The organism is Bradyrhizobium zhanjiangense (assembly GCF_004114935.1).
GTDB lineage: Bacteria > Pseudomonadota > Alphaproteobacteria > Rhizobiales > Xanthobacteraceae > Bradyrhizobium > Bradyrhizobium zhanjiangense.
This window is the reverse complement of record NZ_CP022221.1, coordinates 6,232,304-6,256,611: the sequence shown is the minus strand read 5'-3', so window position 1 is coordinate 6,256,611 and position 24,308 is coordinate 6,232,304. Positions and strand designations below refer to the sequence as shown.

Below are 24,308 nucleotides of genomic sequence, written 5' to 3'. Positions count from 1 at the left end.
ACAGGACTTGGAGGATGAGATGCGGGACAACGTGATCGGCCGGGCCAATGTCGAGGACACTCCGGAGCTCAAGGCCTACTACAAGGATCTCGAGAAATACGAAGCCGGTGCTTTGTGGACGGTCGCCAACAAGATCGAGCCATGGCAGCCGCAATCGGCGTCCGTTCCCGTGCTCTGGCGCTACGGCGATCTGCGCGAACATGTGCTGCGCTCGGTCGAGCTGGTCTCTCCCGAAAAAGCCGGGCGCCGGGTGATCTATCTCAACAATCCCGGTCGTCGCGACGTATCGGCAGCCGTCGGCTGGCTCTATTCGGGCTTGCAGGTCATGCATCCCGGCGAGGTCGCCTCGGCCCACGCGCACTCGGCTTCGGCCCTGCGCTTCATCATGGAAGGCTCGGGTGCCTACACCGTCGTCGACGGCCACAAGATGACGTTAGGGGCCCGCGATTTCGTGCTCACACCAAACGGCACCTGGCACGAGCACGGGGTCGACGCCGGCGGCTCGGTGTGCATCTGGCAGGACGGGCTCGACATCCCGCTCGTCAACGCGCTCGAAGCCAATTTCTTCGTGGTGCATCCCAACATCCAGCAGGAAGAGTCCGGCTATCCCGTCGACGACATGACCAAGACCTGGGGCAACCTCGGGCTTCGCCCGGTGAACGCGCCGTGGTCGAAGGGCTATTCGCCGATGTTCAAATATGAGTGGGAGCCGACCTACGAAGCCCTGCAGAAATATGCGGCTGCGACCGACGGCTCGCCTTACGACGGCATCCTCATGAGTTATGTCAATCCGGTCACCGGCGGGCACGTGATGCAGACGATCGGCGCGAGCATGCAAATGCTGCGGCCGGGCGAGAAGACGACATCGCACCGGCACACCGGCAGCTTCATCTACCAGGTCGCCAAGGGCAGCGGTTATTCCGTCATCGCAGGCAAGCGCTTCGAATGGCAGGAGCGCGATATCTTCTGCGTTCCGTCCTGGGCCTGGCATGAGCACGGCAATGCCTCCGCGAGCGAGGACGCCTGCCTGTTCTGCTTCAATGACCTGCCTGTGATCGAAGGTCTCGGGCTCTATCGGGAAGAAGCCTATGGCGACAATGCCGGCCATCAGCCGGCAGCCTGACATCACGTTGCTCCGTGCGAATTTCAACGGAAAGAGTCGGATCAAGCTTCCATGCGTCTCGTGACCTATACCTTCGGCTCCGCCGGTACCCGCCTTGGAGTGCTCGTCAACGGGCTGGTCGTCGATGTCGAGCGCCTCGGCGCATCGTGCGGTCTGGCATGGCCGAACGACATGCTCTCATTCATCGACAACAACGCGACGCTGTTGCCGGCGCTCAAGGACGGCCTCGAGAGCGCCAATGGGCGCTTGCCGGCCGGCGCTGCCGTTCCCCTCGAGGACGTGAGGCTGCAGGCGCCAATCCCGCGGCCCCGCAAGAACATCTTCGGCATCGGGCTGAATTATCGCGCGCATGTCGCGGAATCCGCCAAGAGCCTGGACACGGACAAGGATCTGCCGAAACAGCCGGTCGTCTTCTCCAAGCCGCCGACCTCCGTGATCGGTCCCGGCGCGGCAATCCAGCACAATGCGAAGATGACGCAGCAGCTCGACTGGGAGGTCGAGCTTGCCGTCATCATCGGCAGGACCGCGACGCGCATCGCGGCCGAGAAGGCGATGGACCACGTGTTCGGCTATTCGGTGATGATCGACATTTCCGCGCGCGACAATCGCCGGGCTGGGCAGTGGATCTTTTCCAAGGGCATGGACACCTATGCGCCGTTCGGCCCCTGCATCGTGACGGCGGACGAGATTGCCGATCCACATGACCTGCGGCTGTGGCTGACCAAGAACGGGGTCACGAAGCAGGACTCCAACACCAAGTACATGATCTTCGATGTTCCGGCCCTGATTGCCGACATTTCGTCCGGAATGACGCTGGAGCCGGGCGACATCATCGCGACGGGAACGCCGGAAGGGGTGGGCGCAGGCATGACTCCGCAGGAATGGCTGTGGCCGGGCGACGTGGTGGAGGCCGGGGTCGACGGCGTCGGTGTCATCCGGCACCCGGTCGTCGCGATCTGATGACGGCGTTCTCGTTCGACCGCAAGCTGCGGTTCGCGGACTGCGATCCCTCCGGAATCGCCTACTTCCCGGCCTATCTGAACATGCTCAACGGAGTCGTCGAAGACTTCTGGGAGGCGATCGGATTTCCCTGGCCCGGATTGATCACGCTCCGCAAGATCGGCACGCCCACCGTGCATCTGACCTGCGATTTCTCCCGGCCGTCGATGTTCGGCGATCTCTTGACGTTCAAGCTGCGCATCGGCCGGGTGGGCGGATCATCGCTGCATTTGGCTCATGTCGTCTCGGGCTCGGATGGCATGCGCTGGCGCGCACGCCAGATCCTTGCCGCAACCTCGCTCGTGGATCACCACGCCATTCCGTGGCCCGACGATGTTCGGGCTGCGCTTGTCGCGCATCTGAATGTCGATGAGGAAATTGAGGCAGCGCCATCATGATCTCCTTGTTCATGACATTCGTCGACCCGACGGGCGGACGGCGCGTCGCATCAGACGCACTGGATGCCGTCGCAGTACTGGTCGGGGCAGTCACCGAGATGACCGAGGGCCTGCTGTTCATGCCGCTGCAGCAATCGGTCGATCATCCCTACAAGGCCGACGGTCCGGGGCCAACCTTCGCGCTGCAATTGCGGTTTCCGGATCTGTTCGCTTGCGAAGCTGCGCTGGGGCGCGACGGAGCGCTCGCCAGCCTCGCAACCGGCGGCGGATTATCGAGCCTCACCGGATTGGACGTCACCCACCAGGTGATGCTGACGCGCTCCTTTCCGGTCGATGTCGCCGCGCATCCCCCCGGCACGACCACCCCGTGCAGCTACCTCGTGCACTATCCCGGGCCGGCGGACGACATCAACGCCTGGCATCTGCACTATCTCGAGCATCACCCGTCTATCATGCGGACCTTCCCGGACGTCCGCCAGATCGAGATCTATACCCGGATCGATTGGGTCGACCGGCTGCCGTCGCGGCGGGTCGAGCACATGCAGCGAAACGAGCTGGTGTTTGACAGCCCGGCGGCCCTCTCGCGCGCGCTGAGCTCCGACGTGATCAAGCGCATGCGCGCGGACTTCGTTCAGTTTCCGCCGTTCGCAGGCGGCAACAAGCATTTTCCGATGCTGACGCGAACGGTTGCATCTAAATCTTAGAGCCGAGCGCGCACGCAAAGCGGACATCGGCGGACAACATACAAATAGAGCAGGCAGCTCCGCCCGAGAGACGCCGAGATCATCATTCAAGGCTTCGTCGGCATGATATCGGCTGCGATGCAACAAGCAGCGGTAGGTCCGTCGGCGCGGCCGACGCAAGAAGGCGCCACGCTGCGGTAACCTGACGCTTGCTGCGGCTAGAAAGCAAGATGACAACTTGCGGCCATGGTGGCAGAATGGTGGCAGACGTGGTTTGAAGTTAGGCGACCAAGAACAACGAAGAAAAAGCGATCGCCCCGGTCACGTCGTCCAAGGGAGGAGATGGCTCATGAAACGCATGTTTCTGGGGTTAGTCGCCGTTGCCCTGATCGCTTCGGCGTTTGTCGTATCCACCACTGCAGTCATCGCGCAGACGAAAGTGTTGAAGATGCAGGCCACATGGCCGGCGTCGCTCACGCTCTATGACAACTTCACCTATTTCGCCGACCGGGTGAACAAGCTGTCGGCTGGCGCGCTGAAGATCGAGGCAATGCCCGCTGGCCAGGTCGTGCCGGCGTTCGAGGTGCTGGACGCAACCCACAAGAGGGTGCTCGACGGAGCGCATGCGTGGGCCGGCTACTGGACCGGCAAGAACAAGGCCGCGATCCTGTTCACCGGCGGTCCCGGCGGCACCTTCGGCATGGACTTCATGGACGTGATGGGTTGGCTCTATCACGGTGGCGGCCTCGACCTATACAATGAGTTCTATCAGAAGGAGCTCAAGCTCAACCTCGTCGTGTTCCCCATCCTGCCTGCGGGGCCGCAGGCGTTCGGCTGGTTCAAGAAGCCGATCCAGACGGTCGAGGACATGAAGGGCATGAAATGCCGCCAGACTGGCATGGCCGGCGAAGTGTGGCAGGCCCTCGGCTTCACGGTAGTCAACATGCCGGGCGGAGAAATCATTCCCTCTGCGCAACGCGGCGTGATCGATTGCGCAGAATGGGTCGGCGGCATCGAGGACCTGCAGCTCGGCTTCCACAACGTCTGGAAGTACCATTATTCGCCTGGCTTGCATGAGAACGTGACGATCGGCGAAATCGTCATCAACGGCGATGTGTGGAAGGAGCTCAGCCCGCAGCATCAGGAGATTATCAAGTCGGCGGCCAACGAGACATTCCTGGTCTGGTGGACCAAGTGGCAGCGCCAGAACGCCGATGCGCTGATCGAGATGCAGCAGAAGCACGGCGTGCAGATCCTGCGCACGCCGACGGAGATCCTGCTGGCCTTCATCAAGAAGTGGGACGAGATCGCGGCGGCCGAGAGCGCCAAGAACCCGTTCTTCAAGAAGGTGCACGACTCGCAGAAGGCCTATGCCAGCGCCGTGGTGCCGTACAAGCGGTCCTATTTCCCGCCGTACTCCTTCATGGCGAACTACTACTTCCCTCTCGAGAAATAGGGCTTCCTCCGAGGGCGGCCGCTCAGGCCGCCCTCCATTGATGCGGCTCATGCGCCCGCTCTGCGTCGCGCCGCAAATGCGCCGCCCGGACGGTCAAGGGAAGGGGCGAGGGATGGCTGAGATAACAGGCAGGCAGCCGCCGGCATTGCTGGCCATAATCAGGATCATCGACGGCTTCACGGACCGGACCGGCACGATCATCTCGTGGCTGTCGGTGCCGCTGGTCCTGGCCGTCGCTTACGAGGTTGGGGCGCGTTACCTGTTCAACGCGCCGACCATATGGGTCTACGACGCAACATACATGCTGTACGGCTCGCTATTCATGCTTGGCGCCGCCTACGCGCTGCACAAGGGCGCTCATATCCGCACCGACTTCTTCTGGGAGAAGTTCTCGATCCGCAGGAAGGGCTGGATCGATACGATCTCCTATGTCGTCTTCTTCTTCCCGAGCCTGATCATGCTGTTCCTGATCAGCTGGAACGAATTTCACTACGCCTGGCTGATCAACGAGACTTCGGACCAGACGCCGTGGCGGCCCGTGCTGTGGCCGTTCAAGTTCATCGTGCCGTTCGCCTGCCTCCTGCTGCTGATTCAGGGCGTGTCCGAACTGATCAAGAGCATCTATATGGCGCGCACCGGCGTCGAGCTCGAGCACAAGGAGAAGGTCGAGATATGACCGCAGAAGCGCTCATCGGCGTCGTCATGCTGCTGGTGCTGCTCGGCGCGATCTTCATCGGTGTGCCGATCTCGTTCACGTTGCTGTTTCTCGCCTTTTCGTTCGGCTACTGGGGCATGGGAGCGACGGTCTTCGAGCTTGGTTACTTCCAGACCATCGGCATGATGAAGGAAGAACTCCTCGCCGCCGTGCCGCTGTTCATCTTCATGGGCTTCATCACCGAGCAAGCGGGACTCATGGAACGCCTTTTTACGGCGTTCCGCATGATGCTTGCGCCGGTGCGCGGCGCACTCTTCCTCGTCGTCATCCTGACCTCGACCGTGTTCGCGATGGCGACAGGCATCGTCGGCGCAGCCGTGACCGTTCTTGGCATCATGGCCTCGCCGATCATGACCAAGGCGGGTTATGACGCCAAGCTTTCAGCGGGCACCATCACGGCGGGCGGCACGCTCGGCATTCTCATTCCCCCGTCGGTCATGCTGATCGTGATGGGCCCGGTGCTCGGGGTGTCGGTCGCCGATCTCTATGCTGCAGCCTTCGGGCCGGGTTTCCTGCTGGCCGGCATCTACATCGTCTATCTGATGGGCCGCGCCTTCCTGAATCCCAAACTAGGGCCGCCGGTGCCAAAGGATGAGCGGATCTACTCCGTTGGCTACATTGCGCGCGAGGTGGTCGTCGGCACGCTGCCGCTGCTCGGGCTCATCACGGCGACGCTCGGCTCGATCATCGGGGGCCTTGCGACGCCGACAGAGGCCGCTGGCATCGGCAGCGTCGGCGCTCTGGTCCTGGCCATCGCATATGGCAGGTTCTCGTTCGCCGGACTGCAGCGCGCGCTGACCTCGACGATGGCGACGTCGAGCATGGTCCTGTTGCTGGCGGTCACATCGAACATCTTCGGTGCGGTGTTCGCTCGCCTCGGCTCGGCGAACTGGATCACCGAGACGATGCTCGGCCTGCAGTTGCCGCCGAGCTTCATGCTGATTGTCGTGCTCTTTCTCATTTTTCTGCTGGGTTGGCCGTTTGAGTGGCCAGCCATCGTCCTGGTGTTCCTGCCGATCTTCTATCCCGTTGTGAAGGGCATGGGCATCGACCTCATATGGTTCGGCGCGTTGGTTGCGGTGGTGCTGCAAACCGCCTTTCTGTCGCCGCCGGTCGCCATGTCGGCGTACTATCTCAAGCAGGTGGTCAAGGGCTGGAGTCTCGCGACGATTTACGCCGGCATGTTCCAGTTCATGATCCTGCAGGTGTTATGCGTTGGGCTTATGATCGCTTTCCCCGGCATTGCGACCTGGTTCCCGCAGACGCTGCACGAGACGTCGCGCAGTCAGGTCATCCCCGAGGAGTACAGGAAAATCCTGGAGCAGCAGAAGCAAGCACCGTCCCTGGAAGACGAGGATTGGTTGACCCCAAAAAAGAAGTAGCCGGACGTCTGCGTGCGCTGCGCTGCTCGAGGATTACGGATTTATGACGGGGGGATGTCGATCCATCTCATCCCCATGCGAATTGAACACTTGGCAGAAGAAAGGGGCCATATCGGTCGGTATCCGAGCGTGGAATACATTTTCTGTCGTGTGTGTACCGTTTCACATCTTGTACGCGAAACGATGCTACCGTTGGCCTGAAAGTCCCGTTTATTTCCCGGCCCAACGTCAGCATTTTTTTGGCAATTGTAGTTCTGGGGGCTCGTAAATGAGTAGTCGTGATCGGGTCTGCGACCGCATGGTCATTCTGCACCAACGTGTCTGGTCGCTCAATTCTCAACTTGCGGAGCTTCGAACCCTTAGCGCTCGGGTGCAGAAGGCGTTGGAAAGGACCAACGGCAAACGTCCAAGAGTCCCACGTGTGGGAGCAGTGCGGCGTCGATCTCGAAGATGACTGCAAGCTCGAGAGCCATGAGCCGCAGCTGGGACCATGTGCCGTAACCCGCAGAAGGTGGGCTCTCTCAAAGGGCTGCTCTGGGTCAAAAGCATCGCAAGGTGGAAAGCGCATGAGAGACTTGGCTGGACGGACCGCATTCGTGACAGGCGCTGCCTCGGGGATCGGACTGGGGATCGCGACCGCGCTGTCACAGGCGGGCGTGAAGGTCATGCTCTGCGATATCGAGGAAGAGGCGCTGAAAAAAGCGGTCGCGGACCTGAAGACACGGACCAACGTCGATGTCGATGGCGTGAAAGCTGACGTCTCGCTCAAAGGCGAACTTCAGGCGGCAGCGGACGCGACTGTCGCGCGGTATGGCAGAATCCACATATTGGTCAACAATGCGGGCGTGGGCGGCGGCGGCACCTATGGTGAGTGGACTGATGCTGGCTGGAACTGGGTCCTCGGCGTCAACCTGATGTCGGTGATCTGGGGCTTCGAGATTTTCGGTCCGCTGATCGAAGCGCACGGCGAAGGAGGGCAGGTTGTTTCCACGGCGTCCGTCGCCGGACTGATTACGGGACCAAGTCCGGCGTACGATGTGAGCAAATATGGAGTGGTGGCACTGTCCGAGGGGATGCGTAACGTGCTCGCGCCGAGGAAGATTGGGGTATCCGTTCTGTGTCCGGGCGTCATCCGCACGCAGATCATGAATTCTCGGCGCAATGTGCCGCAGCGATTTGCTGGAGCTGTCGGCAATCCTCCGCCGACAGAAGGACCCCGCGCCGAGTTCATCAGGGCATTGCAGGGACGGATCAACAACGGCATTGATCCGCTCTATGTGGGCGAACTGGTTCGCGAGGCCATCGAAAACGACTGGCCCTATATTTTCACCGATACTGAGCACGAACCGTTCATCGACAGGCGCTTCGCAGCGATCAAGCAGGGCTTCGACCGTATACGCGGACGAACGCCGCGACGCTAGTTCTCGCATCTGCTCATCGCGACATTTTGCGGTGCCGCACAACTTCGGCCGCTATAGGGGAAAGCGGACATTGCCTTCGCACCACGCCGCTGGGTTTATGGGTACACGCCTAGCTGCCCGCTAGTCACTTCCGGTCTGCGCCGATCGGCGGACGATTTTGGAGCCCGGCCATGGGCAGTCTCGTGGGGTTGATCCTTGGGACGGTCCAATCGCGTACCGCTCTATTTCCATGTGTGCTATCTAGTTGGGTAGCAAAATGGTAGCGGGAAAAGCAAATCATGACTGACGATCAGGTCAATCTTGTCGTTCAGCACCTTTGCGAGCAATTGCACTTGGCGCTCCGATTGAAGGGCAGCGAGGCACATCCACCAAACGCCAAGGATATTGGATTCGATCCTGCCTTTGTAAGAACTGTACTGCTGACCGGGTTGCGGTCGGCGGGTGTCACGATCCATGACGAGGCAGCCGGGCCGAGCGAAGGGCCGCCGCGGTCCTAAACGCAAGATGCGAGACAAAAGCTCCGCGCCGAAGTCTTGGTGGCGTCACGAGCGGCCGTCGAGGTAACCGCGGCCCCGCGTCCCGTTTACCGTCGACAGCTGACATCACAGCGTTGTTCGGCTCGGGTTCAAAGGCGGTCCTGGCTCAGGCAAGGAATAACTCTGCTATGGGCCGCCATAGGCGACATCCGGGATCCTGCCATTGACCGGCACACGGTGGTCCGACCTTCGGAACCTCTGGGGCCAGCGGCTGTTGTAGCGCACGAGGGCCTGATGCATGGACATGGTCACGCGCGTTGACAGTGCGGATGCCGACCCAGCGAGCCGAGCTGCTCCGGTGAACTCACACAACGAGTGGGACCCGCTGGAGGAAGTGAGAGTCGGAAGGCTCGAGGGTGCGGCAATCCCCTCCGACCATCCGGTTGTCACCTGCAACATTCCGGGCATGGCTGCGCGAGCCCAGTCGCTGCTCGCAGGCTTCCATTATCCAAAGATCATGATTGAACCCGCGCAGCGCGAGCTTGACCACTTTGTCGCTCTGCTACAATCGCTGGGCATCGTGGTAAAGCGGCCGGAAGCGGTCGACCACAAGAAGCGCTTCGGCACGCCGGAATGGTCCTCGTGGGGCTTCTGCAATTCCTGCCCGCGCGACAGCCTGCTTGTGATTGGCGGGGAGATCATTGAAACGCCGATGGTTTGGCCATGTCGCTACTTCGAAACGCACTCCTATCGTCCGATCCTGAAGGACTATTTCCGACGTGGCGCGCGCTGGACCGCCGCGCCCAGGCCGCAGCTGACGAACGAGCTGTTCGATCCAGAGTTTCACGTGCCCGAGAAAGGCGAGCCGATCTCGTACATCCTCACCGAATTTGAACCGGTCTTTGACGCCGCCGATTTCTTTCGCTGCGGGCGCGACCTGTTCGTGACCCGCAGCAACGTAACCAATGCGTCCGGCATTGAATGGCTGCGTCGGCATCTTGGCGACGGCTATCGCATTCATGAAATCAAGAGTCGCTGTCCCACTCCGATGCACATCGATACCACCATTCTGCCGCTTGGCCCCGGCAAGATTCTGATCAATCCCGAATACATTGACGCCGACCAACTTCCGGCCATCTTGAAAAAATGGGACATCCTCGTGGCCCCGGAGCCCGACCCGATAACCGATCCTATGCTCAGGATTACCTCGTTATGTGGGAAATGGCTCAACATGAACGTGCTGATGGTGGACGAGAAGCGAGTTATCGTTGATCCGCATCATACCGCAACGATGCGTGCGTTGGAGAATTGGGGATTCGAGCCCATTCCCTGCGAGTTCTTGCACTATGCCGCATTTGGCGGAGCCTTCCATTGCGCCACCCTCGACATCCGGCGGTGCGGCACGTTGCAAAGTTATTTTTGAGCGCCGACCTTCCGTCCGGTTGACGGTGCAGTCGTGAACCTAGGGAACACCCTTCGGCAGCTCCCGTTGCGCGATGACCCGTACGGGTGGGAAGACGATGCAATCCACCACATCGAAAATCACTTCGATACGTCGGTCGAAGGACTTCGCGAAGGCAATGGCGTCCTTGGTCTTTGCATCGGCGATACGTGTGCCGAGTGTACAAACTGGCATCGGTGACTCGCTGCAAACCGCAGCCTATCGTACGCTGGTCAAGTCAACTGTACACTCGGCGAAATGCTAAAATTTGAGGAACAGTCGGCTTCGGGTCAAAGGCTGCCCTCGGCGTCTCCACGATGGCTTTCCGCTCAGCCCTCGGAAGCGGCCCCTGAGAGGCCGAGAGCGGAAGTCAGCCACGGGCCATAAACGGAAGTGCTCTCTGAGCAACCGTTGGTTAGAATTGTCGGCTACAACGCCGTGACCTGGACCCAACTAGGGAGCTGTAATGACCCGATCTATGAAAATTCCAACCGAGCTTTTTGACAGTCGGAAATTCGGTTTTGCTCAGGTGGCCGTTACTTCCACGCCCTTAGGGTACGCGATACACATTTCCGGTCAAGTCGCGTGGGATTCGAATGGAAACATCGTCGGTACTGGCGACATTGGACGCCAATTAGAAAAGAGTTTGGAAAACCTCAGCGTGGCCCTAGCTTCCGTTGGTGCCAGACTTGATGATGTGGGATCGCTGCGGATTTATATTAGGCAAACCCACCTGCACCAAGGTGACACCATATCTCGCGCGCTCAAGGCTGTATTTGGTGACAATCCACCGTGCACAACTTGGATCGGAGTAACGAGCCTCGCCAGGGACGAGTTCCTTATCGAGATCGAGCCGTCGGTTGTATTCCTGCCCCGAACAGTATGACTACAGGCACAATCGGGGTCATGAGCGGCGGTCACCGCAACCTCCGTGCAACGTCCGGTCTTCCGCAGACAGCCGACATGGCGGTGGCTCGTTCTTTGTTCAGCTTGGGGCCAGAAGCGGGCATTCAGGTCAGCGGTGTAGTCAAGGGCTAGGCATATGCCTTCAGGCATTCAGCTTCAGCCCACTTCACCGCATCTTCGGCTGGCATCCCTTGCACGGCCTTCGCGAACATATCGATAATAATGTACTTGTTCAGCACCTCCGCCGCCTGACGGCTTGATGGCCCCGCATAGCCCATTAGCCGGCCAGTTCGTGCTGCCGACCGGAACGGAAGCATCACCGGATCCTTGTCCCACAGCGGATGCTTCTCCCAATCAGTCGTGGGGCCGACACTGAAGCCCTGTAGCGTAATGAAGTACTTTTCAAAGATCGGTTTGGAACTCATCCAGCGCATGAACTCCTTGGCCGGCTTCTGATTGCTCGAATAACGCAGTACGATGTTAGAGGCGGGGGTATGGAAGCTGAACTGCCCAGCTGGACCTGCCGGCAGCGGTGCGTGCTGGATGTCGTCCTTGATCGGCCTGCCGGCCTCGGTCTGATACGCATCCGGTTTGCGTAAAGCTTCAAGGTAAATGGAAGCGGCATTATTCGTCGCGCAGATTGTGCCACCGAGGAAGGCGCGGTTGTTGCTCGTGTCGTCCCAGGCAAGTCCGCCCTCGTCGTGGGCGTCCTTCCAGAACGCCACCATGAACTTGACAGCTTCGAGCGTCTCCTTGCTATTGAGCGAGACCGTCTTGCCGTCCGGCTCGACCTCCTTGCCACCCCAAGACCAGAGGTATGGATAGACAAAATTCGGGGCGTCTGCGAAGGCGTGACCGAGCGTCTGACCAATAGGACGGCCGTTAGCCTTGAGCTTCTTGCCAGCTTCGCGATACCGCTCCCACGTCTCCGGGAACTTCGCATAACCGGCCTCGGCAAACCACGATTTCCGGTAGGCTATTTGAATGCCAGTGATGTTGAAAGGAACGGCGAGCCAGCGCTTACCGTCGTATGCAGCTAAGCGAGAGGTCTCGTAAAAGCCGCCTTGAGACTTGCCAAGTTCCTCCGCCACGTCGTCGACTTCGGCTAGGCTCTCGGAGTACAAGTGCGCCCAATTATTAACTACGAGTACGATGTCGGGGCCCGATCCCGTTTGGATCGAGGAAGTGATGCGCGCCTGGACGTCAGTCGCGTTAATCGTCTCGACCGTGAGCTTGATCCCAAGCGCCTTCTGACATTCTCTCGTGATTTCACCTTTTAAGAGCACGTCCGCCGCCGGCACGAAACTGGACGGGCGAAGCCAATGGACGGTCCTCTCCTGCGCGTAGGCGGGCGCGCCTCCCGAAGCTAGGAGCGCTGCGAGGCCGCCGAACCTTGCCTCCATAAGACCCGCGCCGGAAATCTTGAATAGTTCTCGCCGACTGATGCCCGCCACGACGCTCTCCTCTCTCTGCGCAATAAACGTTACTGAGGAAGCACCTTGACCTTCCCGCCTCTGAGGTCGCTGCAACGGATGGTCTCCGCGTCCGATAAGCAAGGCGTGCTTTCCCCACGCCTGGAGCTACACACACCGATCACTGGCATAGGTTGCTGACCCGCGCGGTCACTGGCCAAGTGATGGCCCCAAGCGCGGCTATCAATTCCCGTCGTCCGACCCTGGCTGGCATGTGCCTCGCCCCCGAGAGCTGCCTACCAATGGGAATGATACCACGCTGCAGCCATACTGTCCCCGGTCTTCGGCCGGGCCGAAATCACTGCTTCAGGGGCCGCGCAATGTCGGCTACGGGGCCAGAAGGCGACATTGGCGGCCCGGACTCGATCTCTATTTGGTGCGCACCGCGGGTCAGCTCAGGCGCACCCCGGGTCAGCACAGTTGACGTTTCAACTTAGCGCATGACCGAAACGTCAAAGCGCGTTTGGCGCTGCGCTCTGATCCGTTTAGAGTATGGTGGGTTGGTGGGGCCTGGTGCGGCCATGGTGCAAGAGCGGGTCCGAGTCGAGCGAAGATTATCAGCGATCTTGGCCGCCGACGTGGCCGGCTATTCTCGGCTCATGCACAATGACGAAGAGGCGACACACGCCAAGCTGACGGCCCTTCTCGCCGGAGGTGTCGAGCCCGCAATTGCGCAGCACGGCGGCCGCATCGTGAAGAACACCGGCGACGGGTTTTTGGCTGAGTTTCCAAGTGCGGTCGAAGCGGTGCGGGCTGCCATGCAGTTTCAGTCCCGCATCAACGAACTTACCTGCGACGACGCGGAAGACAGGCGCATTCTCTTCCGTGTGGGGCTCAATATCGGTGATATCATCGTCGAAGCCCATGACATCTTTGGAGACGGCGTCAACATTGCGGCCCGGCTCGAGAGCATCGCCGAACCCGGCGGCATCTGTATCTCTCAGACTGTCTTCAATCACGCGCGCGACAAGGTGCCGTTCGACGTTGAGGAAGCGGGTGAGCAAACTCTGAAGAACATCGCCCGGCCCGTCCACGTTTACCGCATCATCATCGACCCGGGCCCGCGGACTGCGACGCCCAAACGCGAGATTCCGGCGCTCGCGTTGCCTGACAAGCCGTCTGTCGCCGTGCTGCCGCTGACCAATATGAGCGGCGACCCCGAGCAGGAATTCGTCTCGGACGGTATCGCCGAAGATGTGATCACGGCGTTATCGCGTTATCCCTCATTGTTCGTCATCGCACGGAACTCGTCGTTCACTTACAAAGGGCGAGCGGTTGATGTGAGACAGGTCGGGCGCGAGCTCGGCGTCCGCTACGTGCTTGAAGGTAGCGTGCGCAAGGCCGGCAGCCGGATCCGCGTGACCGCGCAGCTCATAGAGGCGGCGACCAGCAATCATGTATGGGCCGAGCGCTACGACCGCGATCTCGCAGATATTTTCGCCGTGCAGGATGAGCTTACCGAAGCGCTGACGACTGCGCTCGCCCCCGCCATTGCAGACGCCGAGCTCCGACGCGCCATGCGCAGGCCGCCGGGCAGCCTTGATGCCTGGGCCGCCTATCAGCGCGGCCTGTGGCATCTGAGCAAAGCGACCGCAGAGGACGATGAGAGCGCCGAGAAATTCTTCAGACAGGCGATCGATCTCGACCCGACCTTCAGCGGCAGCTACAGCGCGCTCGCTCTGTACCAGCTGCAAGCGGCCGCGCTCTACCAGAAGATTGGCCTGCGAGACGCGCAACACTCGGCGGAGGCCTTGGCCCGCCGGGCGGTCGCGCTCGATGGTGCCGATGCCGAAGCCCGTTCGTGCCTTGGCTGGGCCTTGCAAGCACGCGGCGAGGCTGACGATGCGTTGGCGGAGATCGAGCGAGCCCTCTCTATGAGTCCAAATCTGGCGATCGCGCACGGCCATCGAGGCGCGACGCTGATCTTTGCCGGACGGCACAAGGAGGGGGTCACGTCTCTCAACGTGTGTATCAGGCTCGATCCCCGCGATCCCTATCTGGCAGTCCGCTTGTTGCACATTGCGTGCGGTTTATATTTCTGCGGCGAATACGAGGCTTCGATCGAGGCCGCAAAACGCCTGATCCGGTCGTATCCGAATTTTCCGATGATCTACCGCTGGTCCGCGGCGGCGCTGGGCCAGCTTGGCCGCACAGCGGAAGCGAAGGAAGAACTGGAAAAGGCCGTCTCGCGCGCACCGGGGGCATTAGATATGTATGTCCGCAACAGAGCCCCGTGGTTTCGTCCACAAGACCATGCGCATCTCGTCGACGGTCTGAGTAAGGCCGGATGGAGGGGGTGAGGCTGCATTGAACTGCGGGCCATCCCTTCTGTTTGCAGCGAGTTGTTCGACGTTTCCCGCACGACGTCTCTTGTCGGATTGCCAAACGTCCGATTCGGGTCAAAACCGGTAAGGCTCGGAAGGAGCATATGATTTCTGCTTCGCTTCCAACATCAGACATTCGGACACCGGGCCCGTAAACGGCCCGACAGGCGGCAAATCATGGATGCACTGGCGAGCAAGCCGGCCGTGGAAACATGACCGATTGAACGTCTACGACCCTATGAGCGCAATTCGCGCCGGCATTCGGCCGAGCAGATCGAGCAAATCGCCGCGTCAATCCGGCAATGGGGCTGGACGATGCCGATATTGGCGGCCGACGACGGCATGGTTCTCGCCGGTCATGGGCGCCTCGCCGCCGGCAAGCTGTTGGGATTTACCGAGGTCCCGGTCATCGTGGCGCGCGGATGGACCGATCAGCAGAAGCGCGCCTAGGTTATCGCCGATAATCGGCTGACCGACGCCAGCGATTGGGATGACGAGATGCTGCGGCTCGAATTGACCGACCTCGTGGAGGACGGTTTCGAGATCGCGCTGACCGGCATAACCGAGGACGAGCTATCGCGGCTGTCCGTAGGGGTCGGCGAGCTAGAGCAGATGCCCGAGGTGCCGGATGGCGATCGGTCGCCCTATCGGGACATGACGTTCATTCTGTACGGGGAGCAATTCGGCACTGTGGAGCGCGCGATAGCGAAGGCGACCAAGCCGCGCGAGCCGAACAATCCCAACCGATCGCCGCAAGGCAATGCGCTCGCGGCGATCTGCGCCGAATATCTAGAGCGCGTCTCATAAATCGAGATTGATCGGTGCGGCTTACTCGACGTTCCGCTATGCCCCGATACCGACAAAATACGGCAACACAGCGAAATGGCGCGATGGGCCAAATCCGGAAGTTTAGCATGTGAACCTAAGCGTCGACCATGACACTAGGGTCCCAACTCCCTCAGAATGTGCTCGCGGTGCGCGACGTGCTGGGCTAGCGCCAGCCGAAATGTTTCCAAGAGAGCGCGGGCTAAGCTCGTGTCGTGCCCCGAAAGCTCAAGGTCCGCAACTCGAACCTCCTGCTCGGAAAGGTGTCGGTCGGCCCGTGAAATGTGCTCCTCGGCTTCTGCCAAATGGCGAAGCTCCATGGCGCGATCCATTCGTCGCTCCCTTGCCCATTGATGCAGGCGGGAGCACGATTGGTCTCTCAGTCACCGACGCCCGTCGCTGGTCGATATCGGTGATAAATCACTCTATCACCTCCTGCGATTGCGATGGCATCAAATCGGCATGCTGGCGTCCCAAGAACGTATCCGGCGGCGCGTTTGTCTCCAAAACCTCAATCGCCTCCGCGATGCTCTGGCGGGACCGCCGGATGTGTTCATCAATCAGCGGGTCATTCGCGCGATAGATCATATGCTTAGCCATGGTCGCCTCCACAACCAGTCTTGTTCCGATCACGTTCTAAATTACTACGGTCTAACATGTCACGCTTGGCTGGGTCGGTAGCCAAATCGCGCATCTGGGCGCATTCCTGCGAAGCTTTTCCAGCGCGGTTTTATAGTTCTTTATTTGGGCGCTTTTAATCCCGGCGAGTGAAGCCAGTCGGTCAGCTGCGCCGCCGTTTCCGTCTACCGCGCCTTCCTGAGCGCGACCTCGCGGGCGAAACCCGGAGGCAGTAGCCGCGCCTCCTCGCGCAAGCGCCGCGCTTCCTTCAAAAGACGTCGTTCCAACGTCTCAGTTTGTTTGAACCGGCGTCGTCGTTGCATTGCACAACGCTCCTCACGGAAGGGCCGGATGTTTTATGTCGGTCCCGGCGAGGGCTGCAGCACGAAGCCGCGCGAGGTCACGCTCGCCTGTGGCTGCTTTCCTAAGAATGCGATCCGCCATTTCGATCTTCGGGAGATTGCCCTTGCTGGCTTGCGGCAGCAGCTCCCAAGCTTGGTCCAAGGCATTGCGCATGATGTTCAGCATTTCCGGATCGTAAGCACTCACGGCACGGGCTCCTTGACTGTTACTCACTCGAAGACCCATTTCGCGCACAATTCCGGAATTGTCTGTTAGGGAGCCGACATTTTGCTGCGCAGCATTAGGAACGACGCTATGCCGACCACGTTGGCTCCGATCACCGGCAGCGGCTACCGCGGGGGTCGGTGGCTGAGAGACCGGTCGCGCTCCCGCCTGAGCAGGAGTCGCGACCATGGCCGATCTTCCCAATTGTTTGCTCAAAGCCTTGTCGCCCTCTGACGCGGCTGCGCTGCAGCCCCATCTGAGGAGCGTGCGGCTCCGACAACAGCAAGTTCTTTACGAAGCGGGTCGGCCCATCGCCCTTGTGTATTTTCCGACAGGTGCGGTCATCTCGCTGGTGGTCGAACTGACCTCCGGCGCGTCTGTCGAGGCGGCAATGGTGGGCCTCGATGGTGTGGTTGGCGCAACGGCCGCGCTGAATGGGAGAAAATCACTGAGCCGAGCGGTCGTGCAACTCGCTGGCAGTAGCATGGTTTGTGACGTCGGTGATCTTGGCTCGATAGCCATGCAAAGTGTGAGTATGCTTTCGATCCTCATCCGCCATGAACAGGCTTTGCTCGCGCAGGCACAACAATCAGCCGCCTGCATGTCGTCGCACACCGTCGAGGCTAGGCTCTGCCGCTGGCTGCTGCGGGCAAGGGACTTGGCCGGTAGCGATACCCTCGATTTCACCCAAGAGTTTCTGGCAGGTATGCTTGGTACGCAACGGACGAGTGTAACGTTGTCGGCTCAGACGCTGCAAAAAGCTGGATTGATCGAATATAAGCGAGGCAAGATCCGCATTCAGGATGCAAATCGCATGCGCGAGGCAGTTTGCGAGTGCTATCAGGCGGTGAAAGATCAGTACGCGGAAGTCGTGGCACTAAGCGACTAAGCAAGAGGCAACGAACAACGAGCCTTTGGTTAATTCTGACTTCCGCTATTGGCCGCCAGCTGACCTCCGCGCTGTCGGCCGAGAGGTGAGCAGAATAGTGTCATGCAGGCTGCGGAGGGCAGCCTTTGACCCTGGCTGTGTGAAAACGCTGGGCTGCTGTTATGATTCTCCTGTGATTCTTTGGGGGAATCGATGAGGCGCTTCGTTGAAGAGGCGGATCGTGGGCAGCGGACGCTGTTGCCTGAATGCCTCGATGATTTCATTGACGAGAACAACCCTGTTCGCGCGATCGACGAGTTTGTCGATGCGCTTGATCTGGCCGAGATGTGCTTCGGCGGAGTTGCGCCGGCGGCGACTGGCCGGCCGTCGTATCACCCCTCGGTTCTCCTGAAGCTTTACATCTACGGCTATCTGAACCGGGTACAGTCAAGCCGGCGGCTGGAACGAGAGGCTGGACGGAACATCGAGGTGATGTGGCTGCTGGGTCGGCTTGCTCCTGATCACAAGACGATCGCGGACTTCCGCAAGGACAACAGCGTCGGGCTGCGTAAGGTCTGTGTGCGTTTTGTCGAGCTCTGCCGCGGGATGGGTCTTCTCACGACGGCGAGCGTCGCCATCGATGGGAGCAAGTTCAAGGCCGTGAACAACCGGGACAGGAACTTCACGCGCGCGAAGGTGGAGCGGCGGCGTGCTCAGTTGGAGGAGAGCGTCGCGCGCTATTTGAGCCAACTTGACACGGCCGACCGACAGCAGCCGAGCGAGGCGCTGGCGGCGAAGGTGACGAGGCTTACCGAGAAGCTGACGAAGCTGAAGGGGGAGATGGGCAAGCTTGCTGCCTATGAGAAGCAGATGCTTGCTTCGCCGGATCAGCAAATCTCCCTGACCGATCCGGATAGCCGTTCGATGGCAACCAGTGGCCGCGGATCCGGCGTTGTCGGCTACAATGTCCAAGTCGCCGTCGATACCGACAATCACCTGATCATCGCGCATGAGGTGACGAACAGCGGCTCAGATCGGGCACAACTTGCCAATATGGCCAGGCAGGCGAAGGCTGTTCTGAAGGCTGAGACGCTCGAGGCCGTTGCCGATCGCGGCTACTTCAGCAGCCCGGAGATCCTCGCCTGCCACGAGGCCGGCATCACGGTAACTCTGCCTAAGCCGATGACTTCGGGCGCCAAGTCGGACGGACGCTTCGGTAAGCAGGACTTTGTCTATTTGCCGGAGGAAGACGCCTATCGTTGTCCGGCCGGGGAGCGATTGCCGTATCGCTATACAAACGAAGAAGCCGACAAGATGCTGCGGCGATACTGGACCAGCGCCTGTAAGAATTGCTCGATCAAACCCCAGTGTACGCCCGGGTCAGAGCGACGGATCACGCGATGGGAGCACGAGGATCTGCTCGACGCCGTGCAGCAGCGGCTCGATGCGAACCCGCTCGCTATGCGCCTTCGTCGCGAGACTGTCGAGCACCCGTTCGGCACGATGAAGGCACGCATGGGAGCAACGCACTTCCTGACCAAAACCCTCCCAAAGGTAGCCGCCGAGATGGCCCTCTCGGTTCTGGCCTACAATCTGACCCGAGCAATGAATATCCTCGGGATCAGGCCGCTGATCGCCGCGATCGCGGCCTGAGACCGGACCAGTTTTGGCAAGACTGATGGTCCTGTAAGGCCGTTTTTACACGGCCAAGACCCCTTGCTGACGCTGGGTCGCCGGATATGCGGTTTCTGGTCTAGCGGATTTAGTACTTGTCGGATCGGGCCTTCGACCCGAAGCCCTGGCCGTGTTGATCTGCACCTAACTCGGCGGGCCGATGAGGTTGAGACGGCAACGACACAGGCACGACGGGAATAGCCGGCGTTTTGCGGGCTGTCATGTCAGCTACGGGGTCATGAGCGGCGGTCACCGCAACCTCCGTGCAACGTCCGGTCTCCCGCAGACAGCCGACATGGCGGTGGCTCGTTCTTTGTTCAGCTTGGGGCCAATAGCGGCGGTGGGGGAGTTGCGGCCGCAGATTGTGCTCTGCCCGACCGGGGAATAAAATGCCCTCCAACTTTCCGAGTTTGCAACAATCCAGTGCGCAAGCTCATCGCGGGCAAAGCGAGGGAAGAACCTCATCATCGGAGGTCCACATGGCAGCGGAAGATCTTGATCGCGCAGTCGAGCGAAGTCATCGAGCCGTGGCAGCGGTATTCCGGGGTGATCCGGGCCCGGCGAAGGCTCTTTTTTCAGAAATTGATGACGTCACTTTGGGCAACCCTTTTGGGCCCTATGCACGCGGCCGTAAAAAGGTCGAAGAAACGATTGCCCGTGCCGCCTCGAACTATCGCGATGGCGACGTCACCGGCGTGGAACTTGTAGCGAAATATGTGTCCGATGGGCTTGCCTGTGTCGTCGAAGTGGAGCGAGGGCATGCCAAGGTTGGCGGGAGCGATCAAACGGCCACACTGGCTTTGCGTGTGACCAGCCTCTTTCGCTTGGAGCACGACGTTTGGAAACTTGTCCACCGGCATGCCGACCCGATCACGACACCACGCCCAGCAGCGTCTGTGATCAGCCAATAGCAAACGCGTTATCATTCCTCGGCCTTCTCATCTTCGGCGACAACAATCTGCTTGCCGTCGCTCATTCTCAATGGAGGAACCACAGTCGCGAATTATCTAGTCGTCTTTGTAGTTTCCGCTAAGGGGCAAAAGCGGCCCTCGACCAGCCGCATTCGATAGCTCTGCTACCGGTCTAAAGCCGACCTCGCCTTCACCGAAAGATACGTCTGCTTCGACGCAGTTGCATCGGCTTGGACATTTCTGCGGCATATCCGCTTAACGATTGCGGAGAGATCCGAGAGTGTTCCAGGACGCCGGTTGAAAGACTGTCGCAAGGCCCTGCGATGATGACACTATGCCACTGTTTTGCCCGACGCGTCAACTTTGTATTCGAAAAATCAGAATATGCTGCGTCAGTTTGCTAAGCCATTGATATCGTGATCACCGGCTACTGTGCATGGGGTTGTTTTTTGACTTTTTGTTGTGCGGCCCCCAAGAGCTCCGCCGCGCCTGCTCGCGGCCGCCGCTAATGTCCGCCGAGATAGGCCGTGATCAGTCGGGGATCGTGGATGAGATCCTTGGCGGGTCCTGACTGCACGATCTCGCCGGTCTCCAGAACGTAGCCGTAGTCGGCCGTCTCCAGTGCGGCGCGGGCGTTCTGCTCGACCAGCAGGATCGACACGCCGAGATCGCGGAGCGATGCGATGGTGCGGAAGATCTCGCGCACGATCAGGGGCGCAAGGCCGAGGCTCGGCTCGTCCAGCATGAGCAGCTTGGGCCTCGCCATCAGCGCGCGTCCAAGTGCGAGCATCTGGCGCTCGCCGCCGGAGAGCGTGCCGGCGGCCTGGCGCTGCCGCTCCTTCAACCGGGGGAAGCGGTCATAAACCTCATCGAGCGTCTTCTGGACACTGGTGCGGTCGCGCAGGCTGTAGGAGCCCAGCAGGAGATTGTCGGCAACCGACATGTCGGAGAACAGCTCGCGCTTCTCGGGCACCAGGCACAATCTGCGTTCGACGCGATCCTCGACCGACATCCTGCCGATGTCGCTGCCCTGAAAGACCATGCGTCCCCTCGAGGAGAGCAGTCCGATTGCGGCCATCAGCAGCGTGGTCTTGCCGGCGCCGTTCGGGCCGATGACGGTGACGATTTGCCCTTCCTCGACCGACAGCGAGACGTTGCGGACCGCTTCGACATTGTCATAGCAGACCGTGACGTCCGACAGGGAAAACATCGAGCTCACGCGACGCCTCCGAGATATGCCTCTTGCACCCTTGCGTCGCTGCGGATAGCAGCCGGCGCGCCCTCGCAGAGCTTCGAGCCGAAATCCAGCACGACGATGCGGTCGACCAGCGACATCACGAACTCCATGTCGTGCTCGACGATCAGGATGGTCAGGTGGTCCGCCCGGAGCGAGCGCAGCAGCTCGGCCAGCCTGAGCTTCTCCTGGCGGCGCAGGCCTGCCGCGGGCTCGTCCAGCACCAGGAGGGTCGGGTCTGCGGCAAGCGCGCGCGCGATCTCCAGGATGCGCTGATTCCCGAGCGGCAGGTTGCCGGCGAGTTCGAACGGCTTCTCGGCGAGACCGACGCGTTCGAGCTGCATCAGCGCCTCATGACGCGCGCTCGCTTCCTCGCGCCGGTTGAGCCGGAAGGCGCCGGCGAACAGACCTGCACTGGTGCGGCCATAGGTACCGAGCATCACGTTCTCCAAAAGGCTCATGCGCGGCCGCAGCTTGACGTGCTGGAACGTGCGCGCGATTCCGGCCTGGGCGATACGCGACTGCTCGTCACGTGTGATCGGGCGTCCGGCAAAGACGATCTCGCCCTTGTTGACCCGCAGCGCGCCGGTCAGGCAATTGAACATCGTGCTCTTGCCGGCTCCGTTCGGACCGATCACGGCGAGGATTTCACCCGACCGCACTTCGAAGCTGACATTGTTGACGGCGACCAGGCCGCCGAACCGGCGCTCGGCGCCGTCCACCTTCAAGAGCAGCTCACCGGGCTTCGGTTGCGAACGGCGGGGCAGCGGCGATGCCGGCCCCGGCCGCTCGTGCCGCAGTTTCGGCAGGTAGCGCGCGACGAACGGCACGATGCCCTGTCGCGCCCATTGCAGGAACAGGATGAAGAGAGCCGAGAAGGCGACGATCTCGAGCTGTCCGGAGGCGCCCTTGGCGATCAAGGGCAGATAGTCCTGCACGCTGTTCTTCAGCAGCGTCACGATGGCGGCGCCGACGACGCCGCCGAGAAGGCTGCCGGCACCTCCGACCATCGACATCATCAGATATTCGATGCCCATGCCGGCATCGAACGGGCCGGGACTGATGAAACGGCTCATATGCGCGTACAGCCATCCCGACAGCGAGGCCAGGAAGGCCGCGATCACGAAAGTCACGAGCTTGATCCGGAACGCGTTGATGCCGAGGCTTTCGACCAGCATGTTGCCGCCGCGCAGCGCGCGCATGGCGCGGCCGAGCCGGGAGTCCAGCAGGTTGTAGCCGAGCAAGAGGATGGCGGTCACGATGCCCCAGATCAGGAAATAGATCTGCGCGCTGGAGACGAGGGCGAACGATCCGAAGCTGATCGGCGGGATCGACGAGATGCCGTTGAACCGGCCGAGCCCCTCGACATTGCCGAACAGGAAGCCGATCGCCAGACCCCAGGCCATGGTGCTGAGCGAGAGGAAGTGGCCCTGGAGCCGCAGCGTGACGAGGCCGAGAATGGTCGCAACGCCGCAGGTCAGGGCCACGCCGAACAGCAGGCCGAGCCAGGGCGAATGGCCATTCAATGCCGAGACCCAGGCGGTGGCATAGGCCGCGACCCCGACGAAGGCCGCCTGTCCGAACGACACAATGCCGCCGACGCCGGTGAGGAGCGCGAGCCCGATGGCGACCAGCGAATAGATGCCGATGTAGTTCATCAGCATGATGCTGAACGGGCCGAGGACGATGGGAGCCGCAGCGAGGCACAGGACGGCGGCGCCAGCGGCGATCTGAACGTAAAGGCGCGTCATTCCTCGATCTCCTCCTCGGAATGCAGCGATGCGAGGGATCGCCAGATCAGCACCGGGATCAGCAGCGAGAACACGATGACGTCCTTCAGTGCGCTGCTCTCGAAGGATGCGAAGCTTTCGAGGATGCCGACGCCGACGGCACCGATCGCCGCGCCCGGATAGCTCGTCATGCTGCCGATGATGGCGCCGACGAACGCCTTGAGGCCGATCAGGAAGCCGGAATCGTAGAACACCGTGTTGACGGGCGCGATCAGGATGCCCGATACGCCGGCCATGAGAGAGCCGAGGAGATAGGCGATCGTGCCGGCGCGCGCCGGTCGTATTCCCATCAGCCGCGAGCCGGTCCGGTTCACGGCGGTGGCACGCAGGGATTTGCCGACCAGCGAGAAGTCGAAGAACAGATAGAGCAGGCCGCTGAACACGAGCGCTGCGATGACGATCAGCATGGTCTGGCCTGAGATCAGCACGCCGGCGAGCTCCATCGAGAGCGAGGTCAGCGGCTCGGTGCGGACACCTTCGGGGCCGAAAAACAAAAGGCCCAGCCCCACCAGCGCAAAATGCAGGGCCACCGACACCGTCAGCAGCAGCAGCACCGTGCCGTCCGCGATCGGGCGGAACACGATGCGATCGAGCAGCGGCGAGATCGGCGTGATCAGCATCAGTGCGAGCACGAGCCTGACGGCGAGGGGCGGGTCGAGGCGCATGGCAAGCCAGGCGCTACCGACCACAGCCAAGGGGAGTACGAGATAGAAGAGCAGGGCGCGCGGAGCGAGACGAAGCTCGCCAGAGCGCGTCAACGAAACGATCTCGATCAGGGTTGCGAGACAGGCCAGCACCACGACCAGCGCGCCCGTCCCCGGAAAGCGCTTCGCATCAAGGGCGGCCAGCGTCAGCGCAGTGAACGCCGCGATGTCGCCGAAGGGGACGAAGATGACCCGCGTCACGGTGAATATGAGCACGGTCCCGATCGCCACGAGCGCATAGACCGCGCCGGTGGCGATACCATCGATCGCGAGTATGGCCGCGATATCGCTCGTCATTGAGACGCTATCTCCCTTCCAGTT

The 24,308-nt window shown here is 60.9% G+C and carries 24 protein-coding genes; 17 read left to right on the top strand and 7 right to left on the bottom strand.

Annotation, left to right across the window (positions count from 1 at the left end; genetic code table 11):
• Positions 1-19 precede the first annotated feature (19 nt).
• The 10 genes from XH85_RS30130 to XH85_RS30085 all read left to right on the top strand — a co-directional run bounded on the left by XH85_RS30130 (position 20) and on the right by XH85_RS30085 (position 10,076).
• Positions 20-1,123: a cupin domain-containing protein gene (locus XH85_RS30130; protein ID WP_128934726.1), complete on the top strand. Its 1,104-nt coding sequence runs from the start codon at positions 20-22 to the stop codon at positions 1,121-1,123.
• Between the two features lie 51 nt (positions 1,124-1,174).
• On the top strand, positions 1,175-2,083 hold the full coding sequence (locus XH85_RS30125; protein WP_128934725.1) for a fumarylacetoacetate hydrolase family protein: 909 nt from the start codon (positions 1,175-1,177) through the stop codon (positions 2,081-2,083).
• A complete protein-coding gene (locus XH85_RS30120) occupies positions 2,083-2,520 on the top strand; it encodes an acyl-CoA thioesterase (RefSeq protein WP_128934724.1) in 438 nt (145 codons plus the stop codon). The genes XH85_RS30125 and XH85_RS30120 overlap by 1 nt, the downstream gene beginning before the upstream one ends.
• A complete protein-coding gene (locus XH85_RS30115; RefSeq protein ID WP_128934723.1) occupies positions 2,517-3,224 on the top strand; it encodes a hypothetical protein in 708 nt (235 codons plus the stop codon). The genes XH85_RS30120 and XH85_RS30115 overlap by 4 nt, the downstream gene beginning before the upstream one ends.
• A 328-nt stretch (positions 3,225-3,552) precedes the next feature.
• The gene (locus tag XH85_RS30110; RefSeq protein ID WP_128934722.1) at positions 3,553-4,659 is read left to right on the top strand and encodes a TRAP transporter substrate-binding protein; all 1,107 of its coding nucleotides are present in this window, start codon (positions 3,553-3,555) and stop codon (positions 4,657-4,659) included.
• Positions 4,660-4,771: 112 nt separating this feature from the next.
• Entirely contained in the window at positions 4,772-5,335 is a 564-nt protein-coding gene (locus XH85_RS30105) for a TRAP transporter small permease subunit (protein WP_091887550.1), read from the top strand.
• Complete coding sequence (locus XH85_RS30100) at positions 5,332-6,756, top strand: TRAP transporter large permease (protein WP_128934721.1); 1,425 nt, start codon at positions 5,332-5,334, stop codon at positions 6,754-6,756. The genes XH85_RS30105 and XH85_RS30100 overlap by 4 nt, the downstream gene beginning before the upstream one ends.
• Before the next feature lie 596 nt (positions 6,757-7,352).
• Positions 7,353-8,177, top strand: a complete 825-nt coding sequence (locus tag XH85_RS30095) for an SDR family NAD(P)-dependent oxidoreductase (RefSeq protein WP_245473466.1) — start codon at positions 7,353-7,355, stop codon at positions 8,175-8,177.
• Between the two features lie 278 nt (positions 8,178-8,455).
• Positions 8,456-8,674, top strand: a complete 219-nt coding sequence (locus XH85_RS30090) for a hypothetical protein (RefSeq protein ID WP_128934719.1) — start codon at positions 8,456-8,458, stop codon at positions 8,672-8,674.
• A 277-nt stretch (positions 8,675-8,951) separates the two neighbouring features.
• A complete protein-coding gene (locus XH85_RS30085) occupies positions 8,952-10,076 on the top strand; it encodes an amidinotransferase (protein ID WP_208758060.1) in 1,125 nt (374 codons plus the stop codon).
• A gap of 39 nt (positions 10,077-10,115) precedes the next feature.
• On the opposite strand, the gene XH85_RS30080 is transcribed toward XH85_RS30085, so the two are convergent.
• Positions 10,116-10,289, bottom strand: coding sequence for a hypothetical protein (locus XH85_RS30080; protein ID WP_245473465.1), 174 nt, complete (start codon positions 10,287-10,289; stop codon positions 10,116-10,118).
• 283 nt (positions 10,290-10,572) lie between these two features.
• Between XH85_RS30080 and XH85_RS30075 the strand changes: the two genes are divergently transcribed.
• Complete coding sequence (locus XH85_RS30075) at positions 10,573-10,980, top strand: RidA family protein (protein ID WP_245473464.1); 408 nt, start codon at positions 10,573-10,575, stop codon at positions 10,978-10,980.
• A gap of 148 nt (positions 10,981-11,128) precedes the next feature.
• Here XH85_RS30075 and XH85_RS30070 read toward each other — a convergent pair whose 3' ends face one another.
• On the bottom strand, positions 11,129-12,454 hold the full coding sequence (locus tag XH85_RS30070; RefSeq protein WP_164940858.1) for an ABC transporter substrate-binding protein: 1,326 nt from the start codon (positions 12,452-12,454) through the stop codon (positions 11,129-11,131).
• A 584-nt stretch (positions 12,455-13,038) separates the two neighbouring features.
• Here XH85_RS30070 and XH85_RS30065 point away from each other — a divergent pair.
• From XH85_RS30065 to XH85_RS30055, 3 genes are all read left to right on the top strand, one after another.
• Positions 13,039-14,772 (top strand): adenylate/guanylate cyclase domain-containing protein, encoded by a 1,734-nt coding sequence (locus tag XH85_RS30065; protein WP_164935250.1) that lies wholly within the window; start codon positions 13,039-13,041, stop codon positions 14,770-14,772.
• Between the two features lie 243 nt (positions 14,773-15,015).
• Positions 15,016-15,246, top strand: a complete 231-nt coding sequence (locus XH85_RS30060; RefSeq protein ID WP_128934716.1) for a ParB/Srx family N-terminal domain-containing protein — start codon at positions 15,016-15,018, stop codon at positions 15,244-15,246.
• A gap of 48 nt (positions 15,247-15,294) precedes the next feature.
• Positions 15,295-15,603 (top strand): hypothetical protein, encoded by a 309-nt coding sequence (locus XH85_RS30055; RefSeq protein ID WP_128934715.1) that lies wholly within the window; start codon positions 15,295-15,297, stop codon positions 15,601-15,603.
• Between the two features lie 438 nt (positions 15,604-16,041).
• Here XH85_RS30055 and XH85_RS30050 read toward each other — a convergent pair whose 3' ends face one another.
• Both XH85_RS30050 and XH85_RS30040 read right to left on the bottom strand, forming a co-directional pair.
• Positions 16,042-16,221, bottom strand: a complete 180-nt coding sequence (locus tag XH85_RS30050; protein ID WP_128934714.1) for a hypothetical protein — start codon at positions 16,219-16,221, stop codon at positions 16,042-16,044.
• 354 nt (positions 16,222-16,575) lie between these two features.
• Positions 16,576-16,788 (bottom strand): hypothetical protein, encoded by a 213-nt coding sequence (locus tag XH85_RS30040; RefSeq protein ID WP_128934713.1) that lies wholly within the window; start codon positions 16,786-16,788, stop codon positions 16,576-16,578.
• A gap of 205 nt (positions 16,789-16,993) precedes the next feature.
• Between XH85_RS30040 and XH85_RS30035 the strand changes: the two genes are divergently transcribed.
• The 3 genes from XH85_RS30035 (at position 16,994) to XH85_RS30025 (ending at position 20,259) form a co-directional block, all read left to right on the top strand.
• The gene (locus tag XH85_RS30035) at positions 16,994-17,695 is read left to right on the top strand and encodes a Crp/Fnr family transcriptional regulator (protein WP_128934712.1); all 702 of its coding nucleotides are present in this window, start codon (positions 16,994-16,996) and stop codon (positions 17,693-17,695) included.
• Between the two features lie 192 nt (positions 17,696-17,887).
• Complete coding sequence (locus XH85_RS30030) at positions 17,888-19,327, top strand: IS1182 family transposase (protein ID WP_128934711.1); 1,440 nt, start codon at positions 17,888-17,890, stop codon at positions 19,325-19,327.
• 500 nt (positions 19,328-19,827) lie between these two features.
• Positions 19,828-20,259 (top strand): YybH family protein, encoded by a 432-nt coding sequence (locus XH85_RS30025; protein WP_128934710.1) that lies wholly within the window; start codon positions 19,828-19,830, stop codon positions 20,257-20,259.
• A 505-nt stretch (positions 20,260-20,764) separates the two neighbouring features.
• On the opposite strand, the gene XH85_RS30020 is transcribed toward XH85_RS30025, so the two are convergent.
• The 3 genes from XH85_RS30020 to XH85_RS30010 are packed head-to-tail and all read right to left on the bottom strand — an operon-like array spanning position 20,765 to position 24,284.
• Complete coding sequence (locus tag XH85_RS30020) at positions 20,765-21,478, bottom strand: ABC transporter ATP-binding protein (RefSeq protein WP_128934709.1); 714 nt, start codon at positions 21,476-21,478, stop codon at positions 20,765-20,767.
• Positions 21,475-23,244: a branched-chain amino acid ABC transporter ATP-binding protein/permease gene (locus tag XH85_RS30015; RefSeq protein ID WP_128934708.1), complete on the bottom strand. Its 1,770-nt coding sequence runs from the start codon at positions 23,242-23,244 to the stop codon at positions 21,475-21,477. Before XH85_RS30015 ends, XH85_RS30020 begins: the two co-directional genes overlap by 4 nt.
• The gene (locus XH85_RS30010; protein WP_128934707.1) at positions 23,241-24,284 is read right to left on the bottom strand and encodes a branched-chain amino acid ABC transporter permease; all 1,044 of its coding nucleotides are present in this window, start codon (positions 24,282-24,284) and stop codon (positions 23,241-23,243) included. The genes XH85_RS30015 and XH85_RS30010 overlap by 4 nt, the downstream gene beginning before the upstream one ends.
• Positions 24,285-24,308 lie beyond the last annotated feature (24 nt).

Bases quoted from the DNA above. Each gene is read 5' to 3' on its own strand.
- XH85_RS30090 (WP_128934719.1), top strand. From the start codon at position 8,456: ATGACTGACGATCAGGTCAATCTTGTCGTTCAGCACCTTTGCGAGCAA.
- XH85_RS30050 (WP_128934714.1), bottom strand. From the start codon at position 16,221: ATGGCTAAGCATATGATCTATCGCGCGAATGACCCGCTGATTGATGAA.
- XH85_RS30025 (WP_128934710.1), top strand. From the start codon at position 19,828: ATGGCAGCGGAAGATCTTGATCGCGCAGTCGAGCGAAGTCATCGAGCC.
- XH85_RS30130 (WP_128934726.1), top strand. From the start codon at position 20: ATGCGGGACAACGTGATCGGCCGGGCCAATGTCGAGGACACTCCGGAG.
- XH85_RS30015 (WP_128934708.1), bottom strand. From the start codon at position 23,244: ATGACGCGCCTTTACGTTCAGATCGCCGCTGGCGCCGCCGTCCTGTGC.
- XH85_RS30030 (WP_128934711.1), top strand. From the start codon at position 17,888: ATGAGGCGCTTCGTTGAAGAGGCGGATCGTGGGCAGCGGACGCTGTTG.
- XH85_RS30010 (WP_128934707.1), bottom strand. From the start codon at position 24,284: ATGACGAGCGATATCGCGGCCATACTCGCGATCGATGGTATCGCCACC.
- XH85_RS30125 (WP_128934725.1), top strand. From the start codon at position 1,175: ATGCGTCTCGTGACCTATACCTTCGGCTCCGCCGGTACCCGCCTTGGA.
- XH85_RS30110 (WP_128934722.1), top strand. From the start codon at position 3,553: ATGAAACGCATGTTTCTGGGGTTAGTCGCCGTTGCCCTGATCGCTTCG.
- XH85_RS30120 (WP_128934724.1), top strand. From the start codon at position 2,083: ATGACGGCGTTCTCGTTCGACCGCAAGCTGCGGTTCGCGGACTGCGAT.
- XH85_RS30085 (WP_208758060.1), top strand. From the start codon at position 8,952: ATGGACATGGTCACGCGCGTTGACAGTGCGGATGCCGACCCAGCGAGC.
- XH85_RS30105 (WP_091887550.1), top strand. From the start codon at position 4,772: ATGGCTGAGATAACAGGCAGGCAGCCGCCGGCATTGCTGGCCATAATC.
- XH85_RS30075 (WP_245473464.1), top strand. From the start codon at position 10,573: ATGAAAATTCCAACCGAGCTTTTTGACAGTCGGAAATTCGGTTTTGCT.
- XH85_RS30080 (WP_245473465.1), bottom strand. From the start codon at position 10,289: ATGCCAGTTTGTACACTCGGCACACGTATCGCCGATGCAAAGACCAAG.
- XH85_RS30115 (WP_128934723.1), top strand. From the start codon at position 2,517: ATGATCTCCTTGTTCATGACATTCGTCGACCCGACGGGCGGACGGCGC.
- XH85_RS30035 (WP_128934712.1), top strand. From the start codon at position 16,994: ATGGCCGATCTTCCCAATTGTTTGCTCAAAGCCTTGTCGCCCTCTGAC.
- XH85_RS30055 (WP_128934715.1), top strand. From the start codon at position 15,295: ATGCTGCGGCTCGAATTGACCGACCTCGTGGAGGACGGTTTCGAGATC.
- XH85_RS30100 (WP_128934721.1), top strand. From the start codon at position 5,332: ATGACCGCAGAAGCGCTCATCGGCGTCGTCATGCTGCTGGTGCTGCTC.